The sequence below is a fragment of the Candidatus Accumulibacter contiguus genome (assembly GCF_036625285.1).
Classification (GTDB): Bacteria; Pseudomonadota; Gammaproteobacteria; order Burkholderiales; family Rhodocyclaceae; genus Accumulibacter; species Accumulibacter contiguus.
This window is the reverse complement of sequence record NZ_JAZKUC010000001.1, coordinates 3,489,020-3,505,835: the sequence shown is the minus strand read 5'-3', so window position 1 is coordinate 3,505,835 and position 16,816 is coordinate 3,489,020. Positions and strand designations below refer to the sequence as shown.

Sequence of the window (16,816 nt, the reverse complement as noted above, 5' to 3'; positions counted from 1 at the left end):
CCCTTGTGGATTTGCGTGGCGCCCATCTGGGTATTGCCCGAGTATTTCGCCTTGCTGTCAGCGCATGGAGCGCGGCGCGTGGTCGCACTGTCTTCGACCAGTCGCTTCACCAAGGATGATTCCTCCGATCTGCAGGAACGCGCCGTGGCCCATCGCCTGGCCGACGCCGAGGCACACCTGCAAGCATGGGCTGAAGATCACTGCGTGGAATGGGTGATCCTGCGTCCAACCTTGATCTACGGTCGCGGGCAGGACAAGAACATTGCGGAAATGGCCCGCTTCATCCAACGTTTCGGTTTCTTTCCACTGCTGGGTGAGGCAATGGGGGCTCGGCAGCCCGTTCATGCCGAAGATGTCGCGTTGGCGTGCCTGGCGGGATTGCACTGTGCGGCCGCGGCAAACCGGGCATATAACATTTCCGGCGGTGAAACTCTGCCTTACCGGGAGATGGTGAGGCGCGTCTTTGCCGCACTTCATCTTCGACCGCGGCTGTTTGCAATCCCACTGGCGGCATTCAAGTCGATGCTGGCACTCTTGAGATGCTTGCCCAGATACCGGCACTGGTCAGGCGGCATGGCTGAACGAATGAATCGGGATCTGGTGTTCGATCACACCGATGCAGCGCGTGATCTCGGATTCTCCCCACGCCCTTTTCTGCTCGGGCAGAAGGATCTGCCGAGATGAAGCCGCAGGCTGCGTGGGTCACCGTCCTGGCCTTCGCAGCCAGTCAGGATGAATGATGCATAGACTCGTTCCCGAGCATATTTCGAGCGCGCTGATACTCTTGCCACGCCAGGGCAAACAGGGTTTGATGCTGCTTGCCGATGCGGTGCTGCTGATATTCGCTGTATGGGCGTCGTATGCCTTGCGTTTGGGCGAATGGTTCGTCCCCAACCGTTCACAACTGGTATTGATGGCCGTCGCACCACTGCTGGCGATGCCCGTCTTCCTCAAGATGGGGTTGTATCGCTCGGTGATTCGCTACCTGGGCGAACAAGCGCTGTGGTCGGTGTTCAAGGGGATGTCGCTGGCAGCGCTGTCGTGGGCGGTGCTGGCGTTCATGACCCAGATGACCGGACTCGAAGGCGTACCCCGGGCAGTGCCGCTGTTGTACTGGCTGATTGGCATGGTGCTGGTCGGTGGTTCACGGTTTTCCGCACGCTGGTTGCTCTGGTTTCCGCTGCGCAATCGTTTTTCCGGCCGACAGGTGCTGATCTACGGTGCTGGCGAAGCCGGTCGGCAACTGGCCGCATCACTGCGACGTGGGCGGGATCTCTTCCCCGCCGGATTCCTGGATGACGATGCCACCCTGCAAGGCAAGGACATGGGCGGTCTGCGGGTGTATCCACCCGAGCACCTGCCGGCACTGATCGAGCGTTTCGATATTCGCGATGTGATCGTTACCCTGCCTTCTGCCTCCAGTGCCCGGCGGCGTGAGGTCGTGTCGTTTCTTGAGGAGCATCCGGTACGGGTACGCATTCTTCCTGCACTGACCGACATTGCCGCGGGGCGGCACCTGGTGAACATGGTTCGCGAAGTGGATATTGGCGACCTGCTGGGCCGCGACCCGGTCGGCGCCGATCCAAGCCTGCTCGGTCGTTGCATCACCGGCAAGAGTGTGCTGGTGACTGGTGCCGGAGGCTCGATCGGCTCGGAGCTGTGTCTGCAGATCGCCGCTCTCGCCCCGGCCCGGATGGTTCTGCTGGAAACGAGCGAGCATGCCCTGTACCAGATCGACCGCCTGCTACGTTCCATCGCGGATTGCAGGATCATCGCCAGCCTGGGATCGGTCGGCGATGCCGCACTCGTGTCGGGGCTGCTGGCCGAGCATCGAGTGCAAACCATTTACCATGCCGCCGCTTACAAGCATGTACCGCTGGTCGAGGCAAATCCCTTCGAAGGTGCCCGCAACAACGTGCTCGGCACCTTGACCCTGGCGCAGGCGGCATTTGCTGCCGGCGTACAAACTTTTGTGCTGATTTCGACCGACAAGGCCGTCCGCCCAACCAACATCATGGGGGCCAGCAAACGCTGGGCAGAGCTGGTCGTCCAGGGCATCGCCCGGCAGGCCAGCACGCAAGGCAGCGGTCAGCAATTCTGTGCGGTACGTTTCGGCAACGTCCTGGGTTCCAGCGGCTCGGTGATTCCGCTGTTCAAGGACCAGATTGCCCAGGGCGGTCCGGTGACCGTCACGCACGCCGAAGTGACGCGCTATTTCATGTCGATTCATGAAGCCGTGGAACTGGTCATCCAGGCCGGCAGCCTGGCGCTTGGCGGTGAGGTCTTCCTGCTTGACATGGGCGAGCCGGTCAAAATCTTCGATCTGGCTCACAACATGATCCGGCTGGCTGGCCATTCGGTGCGTGATGACGACAACCCCGAAGGCGACATCGAGATTGCCATCACCGGTCTGCGTCCCGGCGAAAAACTCTACGAGGAGCTGCTCATCGCCAGCAGTAACGCCGAGGGCACCTTGCACCCCAAAATCATGAAAGGCGACGAGCCTGGTCTCGATGCGGAGGTGCTGAGCGGGCTGATTGGGCAGCTCGGCGTGGCGCTGGAGACACGCGATGAGGCAGCAGTGCGCCAGGTATTGATGCGGGTGGCCGGCGATCGCTCCGGCCGTCGTCGCCCGGCCACGGGTTTCTCAGGGTCATGATCGCGAGCTCATCATCCCGACCAAGCCTTGAAGGCAAACGTCTAGCCAGGCCACAACAGAGTTTTCATTAGCCATATCATTCACCTGAATCCGTGGTCAAAATCCAGATAGTACTATGGCGTTGGTCTATCATCCCCAGTTACCTTCAAAGTCGAACGAAAGTTGTCGCTGATGCCTGATGGCGAGGAGGTAAATTGTTCCGCCAAGCGGCGCGTAGAGCAGCAGGTAATCTTTGATCACATATTCGCGCAAGGCATCCGTGTCTGGCGTCAGCGCCGACAACTTTGCGCGAAGCGCTGCCTGAGCATTGGTGGCCTCAACCGAGCGCGGCTGCCGGGCCAAGAATGGCCTACCGATTTCGGGGAAGCGCTCAATGTTCGGAATCACCGTTTCGAGCAGTTCATCCAGCAAGCCATCGAAGGCCTGCGGCGCTTCCACTTCGGTCAGGAAAAGTTCGATGCCTTCGAGGTTGCGCTCGAAATTTGCGGTGAATTTGACGACAGGTTTTCTTGCCACAAGCAGACCCCGCCGTAACTCAGGCGCTGCGGCGGCGCTTGATGGACTGGATCACACTGCGGGCGTCCTTCACTTTGCCAGCGGCAACGTCGTCGAGTCCTTTACCGGCCTCGTCGATCAGTAGCAGATGGATGCGTTCGCGCTCAAGCTGGTGGTAGTAGTCCAGCCGCTGCGCATCAATCAGCGCGATGTAGCTCTCACCATTCTTGGTGATGATCTTCTCGGCACCGCCTTTGACCTCTTCAGCCAGTTCGGAGAAGTTCGCTCGGGCGTGCGAGAGGGGGATAACGTCGCTTGCTGAAATACCCATGATGGCCTCCTGAACCGCACAAGATGTGCAGTATTTTGTACATCATACGCTTAGGCGGTCAGAGGCGAAAGTGGAACCTGCGCGGCTCTTCGGAGTGTTTGGCCGGGAAATGACCGATTGCAGACTACTCGCGATATGGTGAGAAGGGCGTTACCACGGCGGCAACCGTCACCGCCCCGGCAGCACGCGCTAACCGGGCCATGATCGGCGAAAGGCCGCTGCCCGTTCCACCGCCAAGTCCGGCGACAAGAACGACCATGTCGGAACCGCTGAGCAGTTCCGTCCAGGTGGCCCGATGGCGCAAACAGGCTGCGCGTGCGGCGTTGACTCGTCCGCCAGCACGGAACGGTGCGCGCATCAACGTCTTGATCGGTGTCAACGCAGGATCGGCATCGTTGGTACCTTCGACAAAGTACAACGTGAGCGAGCCAAGGTCGACGCAAACAGAGCTCAGCAGCGCGCCCGCTCGATCCAGAATATTGCTCTCCCGTAACGCAACGGCAAGGTTGCAGCCAGTTGCGCCGATACCGATGATCTTGCATGAGGGGGCAGGAGACGCGAAGGCTGAAAGTCTCAGGCTCGCAACACCGGCGCCGAGTCCGATCAAGAATCTCCGTCGATCAACCATGCTCATTCCTTCATTGGTGTTACGATCAGCCCGCTAACGCTATGAACGTTCATCAACGCCAGACGTGTAGCCAATTGCGTAGCCATTCGATTATGGCTATAGCCGAATTTGTTAATAAATAATATGTTACGTATTGGCATCGACCTCGGCGGCACAAAGATCGAACTGATGGCTCTCGATGAGTCGGGTCGCATGCTGCTACGTCGACGCCGAGCAACGCCGCAGGGCGATTACCAAGGGACCGTCGAAGCAGTTGCGGAAATGGTTGAAGCGGTCGAAAGCGAACATGCGCAAAGGGATAGTCGTGTCGGCGTGGGCATCCCCGGCGCCGAGTCCGCGCTTGACGGCAGAATCAAGAATGCCAATTCCACCTGCCTGATCGGCAAAACGCTGCGGCAAGACCTGGAAGATCGCCTGCAACGCGAGATCCGCCTGGCCAACGATGCCAACTGTTTCACCCTCTCGGAGGCCATCGATGGTGCCGGACATGGCGCCGAAGTTGTTTTCGGGGTCATCCTCGGGACCGGTGTGGGCGGCGGCATTGTCGTTCACCAGCGCGTACTCACTGGTGCCAATCGCATTGCCGGCGAATGGGGTCATAATCCGCTGCCGCGGCTCGAAGAGGAAAACCTGATGCCGCCACAGTGTTACTGTGGGCGCTACGGTTGCATCGAAACCTGGCTCTCGGGTCCGGGAATCTGCGCTGACCACCTGCGTCATGGCGGGCAATTGCTGGCAGCGGAAGAAATCGCGGCGCGTGCCAGTGCCGGGGACCCCGCCAGTGATGCCACGCTCGGTCGCTACGAACGGCGCCTGGCCAAGGCACTCGCGCAGGTGGTCAACATCATCGACCCGGACGTGATCGTGCTCGGCGGCGGTCTGTCGAACATCGATCGCCTCTACCGCACGGTTCCGGCACTGTGGGCCATGCATGTCTTTTCCGATATGGTGCACACACGCCTGTTGCGCAACGTGCATGGCGATTCCTCAGGCGTGCGTGGTGCCGCCTGGCTCTGGAACGAGCGTTGAGGTGGCGACCGTCCAGTGGTTTGCCGGCAGGCTGACGAGGATCTACGCAGGATCTCTAGCATGCTGTGGCTGAAGCTGTTCCTGCCCTTCGCAGGCGCCTACTTTCTTTCGTATCTCTACCGGACGGCCAATGCGGTCATCGGTCCGGTACTGACGCAGGAACTCACCCTTGACGCGGGTGGACTGGGCCTGCTGACGAGCGCCTACTTCCTCTCTTTCGCTGCCGCACAACTGCCGCTCGGCATGCTTCTCGACCGTTTTGGCGCGCGCCGTGTCGAATCCGGGCTGTTGTTGATTGCCGCCGCTGGCGCCACGGCTTTTGCCCTCGGTCAGAGTATTGCTGAACTGGCGATCGGCCGCGGTCTGATCGGACTCGGCGTTTCGGCATGCCTGATGGCCGCGTTCAAGGCGTTTTCCCTGTGGTTTCCGCCCTCTCGACAGGCTTCGCTGACCGGCTGGATCATGACTTCGGGCGGCCTTGGGGCACTGGCGGCCACGGCGCCGCTTGAAATTGCCCTGCAGGTTTCCGGCTGGCGTGAGATCTTCCTCGCCTTGGCCGGCCTGACTCTCGCCGTCGCCATCTGGCTGTTCTTCAGCGTTCCGGAACAGCACAACCAGAGCAAACCTGAACCCCTTGCTGCCCAGTTCGCCGGCGTCAAGGCGGTGTTCGGCAGCGCACACTTCTGGCGTTTCGTGCCCCTCGGCCTGACGCTGACCGGTGGCTTCATGGCCGTGCAAAGCTTGTGGTCGATTTCCTGGCTGATGCAGGTGAACGGCTACAGCCGCGCAGCCGCCGCCGACCACATGGCCGGCATGAGCGTCGCCATGTTGACCGCCTACATCCTGATTGGCCTGCTGGCGACCGGTCTGGCCCGGCGTGGCATCCAGCCGGTGATGCTGCTCGCTGCCGGACTCGGCCTTTCCTTGCTGATGCTCGCCCTGATCGCCACCGAGGCGCTTTCCCAAACGCACCTGCTCTGGATCGCCTACGGCACTTTCTCGAGCTTTGGCACCCTGGTCTATTCGCAGGCGGCGGCCGGTTTCCCGGTAGCGCTCTCGGGTCGCGTCAATACTGCCTTGAACCTGATGGTTTTCATTGGCGCCTTCGGGGTGCAATGGGGACTCGGTCTGCTGATCGACCTGCTGCAACAGCAGGGGCAGAGTCCGGCCCTGGCTCACCGCAGCGCTTTTCTGATCCTGCTCGGAATACAATTGACTGCCTATGCCTGGTTCTGCATTGCCAGCCGCCGGCCGCGCTGAGCAGGAGCGGCAAGGGGCGTGGATCGACTCCGAGACTCCGAGCGCCTTGCGACAGCCCCGAAGCGGGGCAGCGCGGCAGTTCAGTCAGCGATACAGAGGCAGCATGGCCAGGCGGCGCTCGATCTCGTCCGTTTGTTGCGCATAGATATTCAGGTCGCTAAAGCGGCGCTTGAACTCGGCTTCCGACAGGTACTCGGGGAGCCCGGCGAGAGAGGGGAGCAGGTCCGCGTCAGTCACGCTCCCGCGTAGCACCTTGTACAGGCGCGGATAGTCGTCGACCACAAGCTCGCCAAAGCGTGTTCCTGCACGATCTGCCGCCAGATCGGCAAACGAAAAACCGCTACCTCCCCGGGAGTCGTCAATTTCCTTGTATACACCGATCGCATTCGCTGCCGGCTCGCCGGCCCAGGCAGCCAGGGCAGCCGAAATTCCGAAATGCTGAGCGCTGTCCTCACGGCCGAGCAGAGTCAGTTTCACCCGGCGCGCACGCGGCCACCCTTTTGCTTCCGGCAACAGCATCGCCAGGTTCTTTTCCGCCAGATAGCTTGCCAGAACCAGCAGTGCCGCGCGATTCGCCGAGAGGGTCTGGTCGCTTGCGGGTGCCAGCAGCGGAGCCAGGATTTGGCTCAAGGGAACGCGAGCGCGTGCAGCGTAGTGGTCGAGAAGGCCCGCCAGAGCCTTCTGGGCAGCGTGCATGTGAACGAGGTCCTGCGGCGTGAACGCCATCGACCTGGCACGGTCGAGCAGGTGCGGTTCCCAAACGTAGGTCAGCTCGACACTGTCGCGAGCGGGCTCGAAGGCCAGGCGCCGGATGGCCTGCCGGGCAATTTTCCACTCCTCCGAAAAGCCGGCGATGCTGATCGCCGAGGCGATCAGCCATTCGGCCAGAGCAGACGGGATCGGGAGGGAGCCCATCGATGCGGCAACGATATGCGGTTCGCCCTCCGCTTCCTGAAATACTGCGCGCAGATTGCAATAGCGGGGTCCAGGGATTCCGGGGGCGCGGATGGTCAGCTGGATTTCGGCAGTATCATCGCTCAGGACGAAGGTGCCGCGCCCCCCCAGGCTGCGGCTCGCAAAATGGTTGATGGCGGTGTCAATCAATGCCGAGGGAATGACAACCGTTCGTTCATCGCCACGCCGAAGCCGGCGCGGATCGTTGCTGACCAACAGCCGCCTGGCCTCGGCAATCGATGTTGGCGAGATCGTTTCGTCGCGGCTGACCATTGGCGCCGGATCGCTGGCGGCGAAAAGGAAGATCAGCGCTATGAGCAGCGGCAGCAGCGCAAGCATCCAGCACCGGCGACGCATCAGCGATATGGCCGGCGATCGAAGAAGCGACGTCATCTCCGGCGAAAGCCGTAGTGGCCCTCGCCCGGAGCAGGAAGCGCATGGCATGGATGAGGCGATCGGTACGCTGGCACGCGCAGGGTAGGTAGCTGAGTCAGCGCGCAGCGGGCGCTCATGGCGAGGGTTCTGACGAGGATCTTGAGCTCGTCGGCGTCGCAGCAAGGGTGGCGCTGCCAATCCGCAATTCGAAGCCGGCCTTGCGGAGCACGCGGGCTTCCATCTGCAGGTCGGCACGGGTCAGCGGATGCTCGACCAGCCAGGCTGGCGGAAAGGACAGGAACATTCGCTGCCCCTCCACGCGCAGACTGATCGCTGGCAGCGGCTCGTTGCTGCGACCGCGATGCAGCACCACTGCCAGGCGCAGCAGGGCGCACAGGCGACGGGCAGGGCGCGCCCAGTCCCTGGGCAGATCGGCAAAGGCGTCGGCGGGGAATGAGCGGCGGTGGCGCCTGACCAGCGCAGCCAGCAACTGCTGGTCGTTACGCGAGTAGCCCGGCAACTCGGAATGTTGCAGGACATAGGCGCCGTGCTTGTGGTACTGGTCATGGGTCAGCAGCAAACCAATCTCGTGCAGGCGGGCCGCTCGTTCGAGAACGCTCCGTGCTTCCCTCCCAGCCAACTTCCATGGTGTGCGAACCTGCCGCAGCAGCTCGAGCGCAGACGCGCTCACGCGCTCCGCCTGCGTTTCATCCAGATCGAAGCGCCGAATGACGTCGGCAATGGTACGGTCACGGACGTCTTCATGGCGGATGCGGCCGAGAAGATCATAGATCAGGCCTTCACGCAGCGCGCCTTCCGAAACCTCCATCCGGGCAACACCAAGCGCCTCACATAGCCCATGCAAGACCACGAAACCGCCCACGAAGACGCGCGCACGCGCCGGCTCCAGTTGCCAACGACGTGCCACTCCCGCACTGTCGCGCACTTCGAGCAAAGCCATACGCAGCCGCCGCAATCCTTCGAGCGTGATTCCCTCACGACTCCAGCCTTCGCTGATGATCACATCCTGAATGGCCTTGATCGATCCGGAAGCGCCGGTGACCGTCTCCAAACCGCGCACCAGATACTCTTCGCGAACGGGTTCGAGGTTCAGTTGGACGAGCAGTTCGGCATCGCGCAGGCGTGCCGCAGTGACACGACCATCGGCGAAGCAGGCACGGGTCAGGCTGACGCAACCCATGCGCAGGCTCGCCAGGTGCAGCGGGTCGAACTGTTCGCCGATGATCAGTTCCGTGCTGCCGCCCCCAATATCGACGACCAGGCGCTGACCGGCGACGTCGCCGACGCTGTGGGCGACGCCCAGATAGATCAGCCGCGCCTCTTCCTGGCCGCTGACAATCTCTACCCGGTGGCCGAGGAGTTGTTCCGCGCGGGCGACGAATTCGGCGCTGTTGCGTGCCTGCCGCAGGGTGTTGGTACCAACGATGCGCAGGCGTGCCGCCGGAATGTGCCGCAGTCGCTGACCGAACCGCGCCAGGCAATCCAGCGCCCGCTGTTGCGATTCGGCGGATAGCCGGTTGTGTCTGTCCAGACCGGCAGCAAGCTGAACCATCTCGCGCAAACGGTCGAGAATCTGCACATGCCCATTACTGATGCGGGCGACGATCATGTGAAAACTGTTCGAACCCAGGTCGATCGCCGCTACGAAATCGGAAGACACATTCGCTCTCCTCAACAGGACTCAAGTAAAACCGCCATTCGGCTCCGGCGCTGCCAGGCGTACGGTCAGACGGCTGCTGCGCCGCAGCGGGATGCCCGGCACCAGAAGACGCCCCCCGCCTTCCTCATGCCGCAGCCTGACGAAGGATCAATCCCCTGGCACGAGAATAGCGGTTCGACTCTCGCCGCGCCGTGAAATTCTGCACACGCAAGAGGTATATCGCTGATCCCTTCAGGAGTATCCCTGCGCCCGGCCCCTTGATCAATCATCAGCGCCCGCAGTCAAATCGACTGATCACACTCACCCCCATGTGACACACAGAATCAAGGCGTTAAGGTCCTCACAAATAATTCTGAAAGCATATTTTCTAACTTGAACGCGAGGACATCATGCAGGCGCTTCGCTATGCCGCATGGCGATCCGAAGAACGTGAGGTCATTCTGGTCGGTGCATGAAGCTGATCGTCGATATGAACCGGTCGCCGCGCTGGGTGAGCGTATTGGCTGGCGTCGGCTTCGAGGCGGCTCACTGGTCAACGCTCGGGGCGAAGGACGCCCCGGACTCGGCGATCATGGACTACGCTAGCGCGAACAATGTTGCCATTGCAGTGGAGAGGCTGACGTGCCATGTTGATCGGCTACGCCCGCGTCTCGACGCAGGATCAGAACCTTGACCTTCAGATCGAAGCCTTGACCAAGACTGGCTGCAAGAAGGCCTTCGATGATGAGTGTGAGTCTAGCCAACTACTCACTATACAAACGCACTTCACCCACTATCTAGCGCCGAACACCGGCGCGGTTCACTCCGCCGTTCCGATTGGTTGCACTTACGTTCGGAGCCACAGCCGCGGCGGGCCGAACGACAGCAGCCGTGGGCCGAGCCACACAACCTTTCGGTACGCCGACGGTCTTGCAATAGACGACGGCGCTCGCGGGTATGGCAGTGAAAGCCAGGCCAAAGGCTAGCCCTGCAGATAGAATTATTCGGTTCATCACAAACTCCTTCAAAAATCGAAAAAAAGCGAAAAGCGGCTGGTCGCGATACGGAACGTCAGCTTCCGCCCAGACCACTCCAATCACTTGTTTGGGCAGACTTCTTTAATTCTACATTAACAGATTCTAATGGCATTTTTGGGTGCTGGCGGCTGCCTTCGGTAGGCGCTGTCGCGGGCGCTTTGTCGCCGTGCATGACGCTCGGCGATGATTCGCACGAGGTCTTCGCGACCGTGAATCTTCACCGGGAGCTGCGCCACGAGCATGTCGACGACATCGGCACAGGACAGTAACTCGGCGTAGGGTGAGTGTTGCCGCCGCTCCTTGACGAGAAAGAGTAGTGCAACGCAGACGAGCGCCATGTGGTTGTACCAAGCCCGCCACTTGCGTACCTGGTAGTCGGCCATCCCACAGCAACCTTTCGCATTCTCGAAGGCGCGCTCGATGAAGTGGCGCTGTGCCTGCATGCGTGCCAGCTCGCGAAGTGGCGTGTCGGGCGCCGCGTTGGAGAGCATGAACTTCACCTCCTTGCCATCGCGGCGTGCCAGGAGATGCCATTGGCGGGCCTGTGCGCTGTTCGGATGACTGATCCACACGCGGGTATGGGCAAACATCGCGCGCACTTCACCCTTCTCCCCGTCGCGCAGGATCACCGGGTGCCACTCCTTTCGTTTCAGGCGCGCGGCCCATTCGCGGGCTTCCCAGGCCGGTACCCACGCCTTTCCCGGATCGGTAAAGTAAAACTGCTGGTCGCTGTGCACCTCGGTGGCGAATACCTCACCTGCATCGTCCCAATCAAACAGCAGCCAAGTCGCGTGGCCATAGAGGCCGTCGGCACCGATGAAGCCAAAGCGCACCCCGGCGGCTCGTGCCCGCTTGACCATCTCGGCAGCCATCTGCGGCTTAGTCCGAAAGACCCGTGCCGATTCCGGAATCCCCGCTTCCTGGCAACGCTTGGCGTCTTCAACCCAACGCTCTGGAAGGAACAATTCGAAGTCGATGATCGCCGCCTGCGACCCTCGTGCCAAGGCGGCATACACTCCAACCTGCGAGTTCTCGACCTTACCCAGGCGACCGTTGTACTGCCTGGCCACGCCCGCTGAATGGTCGCCCTTCTTTTGGACCCCAGACTCATCGAGCAACAGTCCCGTCTCTGGCCCACCGATCCACTCGTCCGCTTGTCGCGCCGTCTCCCGACGCACATTCTCAAAGTCCCATGCAGCATCGCTCAACATGTGGTGGAGGCTGTAATACTCGGTCTCCGCCACCGTCTCGCTCATCTGTTCCAGGTTCGCACGAGGGCTTTGAAAAAGGCCCCGCAAGTACTGTTCAGCTTGCTCGGCCGTGCTTCGCGTTTTACTGCGGAAACACTCCCGGAACGACTGAAAATGGCTGGTCAGATTCTCGCAGCAGCTGGCCACCGCACGCCCGATCCCAAATAAATAAATTTGGCGATTTCATCGTCATACTCCTTATGTGGTAGAGCATTAGATATGTAGCTCAATAGCCTGTATTTCAACCATTTTAGAAATGTGGCAAAGTAGAATTAATGTGAAAGTCGCGTATGTGACTCACGAATCTCCCCTCCCCTCTCGCGGGGGAGGGGTCGGGGGAGAGGGAAACGGTCATGACTTTCATGATCGGGGGTGCCTGGAAAAGTCATGACCGTTAGCGTCCGTTCTAGGCCGGCTGCCGACCGACATCATCCGCAACCTACTCACCGCTGCCGCTTCAAAGTTGCCGGTCGGAGGATGATAGCACTGCTGAGTATCGAACGGCGGCTTCCGTGTTGTCGGTGCTTGGCACCTATCAGTTTTCACGCCGCCATGGCGGTAGCACGCACCTGTTCGAGCGCCGCGACCAGTTCGTCAATCTGTGCGGAACTGAAGAGACCGTCGGGCCCCTGTGGCGTCAGATCGGTGAACGGCGATTCGTAGAGGAGTGCGGGGTCCATCACTCCTTGCTCGGTCAGGTGGTCGAGGATCAGGTTGACGAATTCGATCTGGTTCGCGGTCAGCGTCTTGCCGGCAAGGAAGCCGGTGAACGCCTCCTTGGTGGCTTCACGGTCCATGCCGACCAGCGAGCGCACAAAAAGCCCGAGCCCGTGACACGCCGTCCTGGCCAATTCGATCGCATCCGCCCCTCCGGCTCCGCTTTCGGCAAGCATCCGCTCCAGCTCGGCCAGGTCGGCCGCCGTCAGGGCCTTGTTCATCCGCAGTTTGTGGATCGCGACGTGGTCCTGATGCGCGCGCAGGAATGCCTGCGCCTTGGCACGGAACCTCGCGTAGTCCGTGCCCTCGCCGAACCCCGGCAGGGCGACCGCCATTTCCTCGCCCATCGCATCCGCGAAGTCGGTGTAGATGGGCTTGCGCTTCTGCTTGTCGATGAACTTGATCAGATCACGCAGGCGCCGGCGCATGCCTTCGAGCATCGGCACGGTCACGTCCTGCCACCACGCCTGCGTCTGCACGTCCTGGATGAACGCCATCCGATCGCGCACCATCGGAATCGCGGACTTCTCCTCGAGCAGGCCGGCAAGACCCTTCACCTGCTCGCGCAGGCGAACGAAGCCGGGCTCGCAGCGCAACATGGCAAGCTGCAGCTTGAGCACCAGCAGGTCGAAGCGCTTGGCCTCTTCGCCCTCGGGGTCCAGCGCCGACGGCAGTCCAGCCACTTCGCGCGAGAGCTCGGAGAGCGACTCCGGCGACAGGGTCGCCCAGGCCTCGGGTCTGGCGTATGGCTCGACGATGCGCCGCTTCGGCCGCACGACAAAGTTGTCCAGGTTCATGGCGACGACTTCCCGCTGCAGCAAGACGGCAAGCTGCGCGCGCACTTCGCCGTCGGTTTCCGGATGCCCGTGCGGTATGGCCCGCTGCTCATGCGCCGCATGACGGTCGGCAGCCGCCAGCTTCCTGTCCAGTTCGCCGATCAACTCCAGCCGCGCATTGAACAGCCGTTTGCCGAGCGCTTCGGCGAGCGCGCCCTCGCTGGCCGGGATGTCCTGGCTGAAGTACTCCAGGTTCTGGCAGTAGTCGAAGACGTAGAAGAAGGTCTTGTGCTGGCCCGGCCCGAACAGGTCCAGGCAGAGGCGCGTGCCGCGACCGAGCATCTGCCAGAACTTGGTTTTCGAGCGCACCAGCTTGAAGAAGACCAGATTCACGACCTCGGGGATGTCGATTCCGGTATCGAGCATGTCCACCGAGATGGCGATGTGCGGCGTCTTGTCCCTCGCCGCGAAGCTGTCGATCAGGCTCTGCGCATACTCGGTCCTGAAGGTGATGACGCGCGCGAACTCGCCCTTGTAATGCGGGTAGTTGGCGTTGAAACGCTCGGCGATAAACTCGGCATGGCGCTGATTCTTGGCGAACAGGATGGTCTTGCCGAGCCGGTCGCCGCCGGCCACGGTCACGCCGCGCGTCATCAGGTGTTGCAGCACCTTGTCCACCGTGTCCTTGTTGAACAGCCACCGGTTGACGGCTTCGGCTTCGACCCGATCGGGAACGCTGCCTTCTTCATCCCACTCCAGTGCGTCCCATTGCTCCTTGTCGTCCTCCGACAGCTCGTCGTAGCGGATCCCCTCGCGCTGGAACTTGAGCGGTACCGACACGGCCTGCGGCGGCACGAGGAAGCCGTCGTGCACCGCCTCGGCGAGCGAGTAGGCGTCGGTCGGCACGCCGTTCTCGAGGTCGAACAGGCTGTAGGTGTTGCGGTCCAGCTCGTCCTTGGGTGTTGCCGTGAGCCCCACCAGCAGGGCATCGAAGTAATCGAAGATGGCACGGTACTTCTGAAAGACCGAACGGTGCGCCTCGTCGATGATGACGAGATCGAAGTGCCCGACGCCGAAGCGCCGCTGACCATTCCTCGTCTCGTCGATCAGCCCCATCATCGTCGGATAGGTCGAGACGAAGACCCGCCCCTCGGCGTCCTTCTCGCTCACCAGGTTCACCGGGGAGGCATCCGGCAGGTGGCGCTTGAAGGCATTCACCGCCTGGTTCACGAGTGCCACGCGGTCGGCGAGGAACAGCACGCGCTTGACGCGGTTGCAGCGCATCAGCAGATCGCACAGCGCGATCACCGTGCGCGTCTTGCCGGCGCCGGTGGCCTGCACCAGCAAGGCCTTCCGGTCATGGTCGCGCTCGAAGGATTCGGCGATGCGGCGGATACCACGCCACTGATAATAGCGCTCGACGATGTCCTTGTTCAGCTCGGCCGTGGCGAGTGACTTGCGACTTGCGCGCCGCTGGATGGCGAGTTCCAGCTCCGCCTTCTTGTAGAAGCCCTGCACGGCGCGCGGCGGGTAGTTCGTATCGTCCCAGAGCCAGTGCTCGTAGCCGTTGGAAAAGAAGATCAACGGGCGCTGGCCGAACTGGCGCTGCAGGCAGTCGGCGTAGAGCCTGGCCTGCTGCTGGCCCGCGCGCGCGTCGCGGCGTGTGCGCTTGGCCTCGACCAGCCCGAGCGGCTTGCCGTCGTCGCCCCAGAGCACGTAGTCGACGAAGCCCCTGCCGTCGTTGTTCGGCATGCCGGCGACCGCGAATTCCCGGTCGCGCGTCTGGTCCAGCGGCCAGCCGGCTTCCTTGAGCAGGAGGTCGATGAAGTAGTCGCGGGTTTCCGCCTCGGAGTAGTCGTGCGTATCCGGTTGCGCCGTGGCCGCCAGCTTCGCCGCCGCCACCTCGGCGCGCAGGCGTTGCAGTTCCTCGTCGAGCGCCGTCCTGTCCGCCAGCAAGGCGGTGAGCTTCTCGTCGCGCTCGCGCAGGCCGGCTTCGAGCTGCTGCAATTGCTCGGCGCTCTGCCCCGGCGCGGGCGCGGCCCTGGGCAGTGCGGCGGCGTCGAACACCACTCCCGGCGCCGGGCGCCCGACGCGGCCATAGGTGCGGGCGAGCCAATAGGCCACATGGAACAGCTCGCGTACGGCGACCAGCGCGTCGTCGTGCGGGATCGCGCGCTGGCCGTGCACGGCGCGGTTGCCGAGCGTGTTGATGACGCGTGCCTTGCTGAACACCGCTTCGCCCGCCGCCTGCTTGAAACTCGGCTCGTGGATCAGCGCCGAGAGATTGTCCTGATACGGCAGCTTGAGCGCCGCGTCGTGCTTGTACGCCCAGGCGACCGCCAGTTCCAGCGCCCGGCGTGCGTAGAAGCAGGCGCTGCGCGGGTCGGCGTGCGCCGCCACCTCGGCTCGGCTTGCCGCTTCCAGCACGGCGGGCCACTCACGTTCCAGGAAAGAGAATTGGCTCATCGTCGCCCGTCCGGCGGGGCCATGCCCTCGTTGAGTATCTCGACATGGCGCGCGTAGCTGAACACCCGGCCGCGTTGCTTGCGCGTCAGTTCGGCGACGACGCCGAGGCGCTCCAGATGAACCAGCGCCTTGTTCACGGTGGCTGGCGTCAGTCCGGTCGTCGCGGCGAGCGACGCGGCGGTAGCGATCGGTTGGCTCTGCAAGGCCTGGTGAATCGCCAGTGCCGACGCCGCGGCGCGCCCCAGCGCGGCGATCCGCTGCCCATCGGCGGCGGCCAGTTCCAGCAGACGCCTGGCCGATGTCGTGGCCTCGGTGGCGCTCGCCAGCACGGCATCGGCGAAGAACTCGAGCCAGGTCTCCCAGTCGCCCGTCAGCCGCACCGAGTTGAGCAGCTCGTAATACGTCTGCCGGTGCTCCTTGAAATGCAGACTCAAGTACAGCATCGGCTCGCGCATCAGCCCGTCCGCCGAGAGCTGCAGCGCGATCAGCAATCGACCGAGCCGCCCGTTGCCGTCGAGGAAGGGGTGAATGGTCTCGAACTGCACGTGCGCCAGCGCCGCCTTCACCAGCGGTGGTGTCGGCTCGGGCAGGTTGTGCAGGAAGCGCTCGAAGAGCCGCAGGCAGTCATCGATTTCGTTGACTGGAGGCGGCACGAACACCGCGTTGCCGGGCCGCGTGCCGCCGATCCAGACCTGACTGGTGCGAAACTCGCCAGGCGTGAGCGTGGCGCCGCGCCCGGAGTCGCCGATCAGCATGGCATGCACTTCGCGGAGCAGCCGCAGCGACAGCGGAAAACCGCCACGCAGCCGCTGCAGGCCGTGCTCCAGCGCCGCCACGTAGCGGCTCACCTCGCGCGCATCTTCCAGCGGCACGCCCGGCTGCTCGTCGAGTTCGAACAACATCAGGTCGGCGAGCGAAGACTGCGTGCCCTCGATCATCGACGACAGCACCGCCTCCTTGCGCACGAAGCTGTAGAGCAGCAGCGCTGCGTTCGGCAGCAGGTCGGTCACCGCGTCGAGCCGGCCCAGCGCCACCAGTGCGGCGTCGAAGCGGCCGCGCAGCGCCGGCGTCCAGTCGATCGCCGGCCGCGGCGGCAACGGCGCCGGGACGAAGGCCTGGAACGACTCGCCAGCGGTGGCAACCTTGAGGTAACGGCCTTGCAGCGGGCGCTTCATCGGT

The 16,816-nt window shown here is 62.7% G+C and carries 13 protein-coding genes and 2 pseudogenes; 7 read left to right on the top strand and 8 right to left on the bottom strand.

Annotated features, from left to right (window positions below):
- Window positions 1–15: 15 nt before the first annotated feature.
- Both V5B59_RS16620 and V5B59_RS16615 read left to right on the top strand, forming a co-directional pair.
- Window positions 16–684 (top strand): NAD-dependent epimerase/dehydratase family protein, encoded by a 669-nt coding sequence (locus V5B59_RS16620; protein WP_308240112.1) that lies wholly within the window; start codon window positions 16–18, stop codon window positions 682–684.
- A 55-nt stretch (window positions 685–739) separates the two neighbouring features.
- A complete protein-coding gene (locus tag V5B59_RS16615; protein ID WP_169070486.1) occupies window positions 740–2,659 on the top strand; it encodes a polysaccharide biosynthesis protein in 1,920 nt (639 codons plus the stop codon).
- 129 nt (window positions 2,660–2,788) lie between these two features.
- Here V5B59_RS16615 and V5B59_RS16610 read toward each other — a convergent pair whose 3' ends face one another.
- The 3 genes from V5B59_RS16610 to V5B59_RS16600 form a co-directional block, all read right to left on the bottom strand.
- Window positions 2,789–3,175, bottom strand: coding sequence for a type II toxin-antitoxin system RelE/ParE family toxin (locus tag V5B59_RS16610; protein WP_169070472.1), 387 nt, complete (start codon window positions 3,173–3,175; stop codon window positions 2,789–2,791).
- A gap of 19 nt (window positions 3,176–3,194) precedes the next feature.
- Window positions 3,195–3,485, bottom strand: coding sequence for a type II toxin-antitoxin system Phd/YefM family antitoxin (locus V5B59_RS16605; RefSeq protein ID WP_169070473.1), 291 nt, complete (start codon window positions 3,483–3,485; stop codon window positions 3,195–3,197).
- 124 nt (window positions 3,486–3,609) lie between these two features.
- Entirely contained in the window at window positions 3,610–4,113 is a 504-nt protein-coding gene (locus V5B59_RS16600) for a hypothetical protein (protein WP_332352048.1), read from the bottom strand.
- Window positions 4,114–4,236: 123 nt separating this feature from the next.
- Between V5B59_RS16600 and V5B59_RS16595 the strand changes: the two genes are divergently transcribed.
- A complete protein-coding gene (locus V5B59_RS16595; protein ID WP_169070475.1) occupies window positions 4,237–5,142 on the top strand; it encodes an ROK family protein in 906 nt (301 codons plus the stop codon).
- A gap of 60 nt (window positions 5,143–5,202) precedes the next feature.
- Window positions 5,203–6,402, top strand: coding sequence for an MFS transporter (locus tag V5B59_RS16590; RefSeq protein ID WP_169070476.1), 1,200 nt, complete (start codon window positions 5,203–5,205; stop codon window positions 6,400–6,402).
- An 84-nt stretch (window positions 6,403–6,486) separates the two neighbouring features.
- Here V5B59_RS16590 and V5B59_RS16585 read toward each other — a convergent pair whose 3' ends face one another.
- Both V5B59_RS16585 and V5B59_RS16580 read right to left on the bottom strand, forming a co-directional pair.
- Window positions 6,487–7,695 (bottom strand): hypothetical protein, encoded by a 1,209-nt coding sequence (locus V5B59_RS16585; protein WP_332352047.1) that lies wholly within the window; start codon window positions 7,693–7,695, stop codon window positions 6,487–6,489.
- A gap of 169 nt (window positions 7,696–7,864) precedes the next feature.
- Window positions 7,865–9,412, bottom strand: coding sequence for a Ppx/GppA phosphatase family protein (locus V5B59_RS16580; RefSeq protein ID WP_308240113.1), 1,548 nt, complete (start codon window positions 9,410–9,412; stop codon window positions 7,865–7,867).
- Between the two features lie 371 nt (window positions 9,413–9,783).
- Here V5B59_RS16580 and V5B59_RS26490 point away from each other — a divergent pair.
- From V5B59_RS26490 to V5B59_RS16570, 3 genes and pseudogenes are all read left to right on the top strand, one after another.
- A pseudogene (locus V5B59_RS26490) lies at window positions 9,784–9,867 on the top strand (DUF433 domain-containing protein); the annotation flags it as partial.
- A complete protein-coding gene (locus tag V5B59_RS26280; RefSeq protein ID WP_169070480.1) occupies window positions 9,864–10,085 on the top strand; it encodes a DUF5615 family PIN-like protein in 222 nt (73 codons plus the stop codon). The pseudogene V5B59_RS26490 and the gene V5B59_RS26280, both read left to right, overlap by 4 nt.
- A pseudogene (locus V5B59_RS16570) lies at window positions 10,039–10,155 on the top strand (recombinase family protein); the annotation flags it as partial. The gene V5B59_RS26280 and the pseudogene V5B59_RS16570, both read left to right, overlap by 47 nt.
- A gap of 365 nt (window positions 10,156–10,520) precedes the next feature.
- On the opposite strand, the gene V5B59_RS16560 reads toward V5B59_RS16570, so the two are convergent.
- The 3 genes from V5B59_RS16560 to V5B59_RS16550 all read right to left on the bottom strand — a co-directional run bounded on the left by V5B59_RS16560 (window position 10,521) and on the right by V5B59_RS16550 (window position 16,812).
- On the bottom strand, window positions 10,521–11,825 hold the full coding sequence (locus V5B59_RS16560; protein WP_332351419.1) for an IS701 family transposase: 1,305 nt from the start codon (window positions 11,823–11,825) through the stop codon (window positions 10,521–10,523).
- Window positions 11,826–12,220: 395 nt separating this feature from the next.
- Window positions 12,221–15,637, bottom strand: coding sequence for a DEAD/DEAH box helicase family protein (locus V5B59_RS16555; RefSeq protein WP_332352046.1), 3,417 nt, complete (start codon window positions 15,635–15,637; stop codon window positions 12,221–12,223).
- Window positions 15,634–16,812 carry a Fic family protein gene (locus V5B59_RS16550; protein ID WP_332352045.1) on the bottom strand — a complete coding sequence of 393 codons (1,179 nt, stop codon included), beginning with the start codon at window positions 16,810–16,812 and terminating at the stop codon, window positions 15,634–15,636. The genes V5B59_RS16555 and V5B59_RS16550 overlap by 4 nt, the downstream gene beginning before the upstream one ends.
- Window positions 16,813–16,816: the final 4 nt, after the last annotated feature.

Coding starts and splice junctions, on each gene's coding strand:
- V5B59_RS16615 (WP_169070486.1), top strand. CDS start 740: ATGCATAGACTCGTTCCCGAGCATATTTCGAGCGCGCTGATACTCTTG.
- V5B59_RS16595 (WP_169070475.1), top strand. CDS start 4,237: ATGTTACGTATTGGCATCGACCTCGGCGGCACAAAGATCGAACTGATG.
- V5B59_RS16590 (WP_169070476.1), top strand. CDS start 5,203: ATGCTGTGGCTGAAGCTGTTCCTGCCCTTCGCAGGCGCCTACTTTCTT.
- V5B59_RS16600 (WP_332352048.1), bottom strand. CDS start 4,113: ATGGTTGATCGACGGAGATTCTTGATCGGACTCGGCGCCGGTGTTGCG.
- V5B59_RS16605 (WP_169070473.1), bottom strand. CDS start 3,485: ATGGGTATTTCAGCAAGCGACGTTATCCCCCTCTCGCACGCCCGAGCG.
- V5B59_RS16555 (WP_332352046.1), bottom strand. CDS start 15,637: ATGAGCCAATTCTCTTTCCTGGAACGTGAGTGGCCCGCCGTGCTGGAA.
- V5B59_RS26280 (WP_169070480.1), top strand. CDS start 9,864: ATGAAGCTGATCGTCGATATGAACCGGTCGCCGCGCTGGGTGAGCGTA.
- V5B59_RS16585 (WP_332352047.1), bottom strand. CDS start 7,695: ATGCTTGCGCTGCTGCCGCTGCTCATAGCGCTGATCTTCCTTTTCGCC.
- V5B59_RS16550 (WP_332352045.1), bottom strand. CDS start 16,812: ATGAAGCGCCCGCTGCAAGGCCGTTACCTCAAGGTTGCCACCGCTGGC.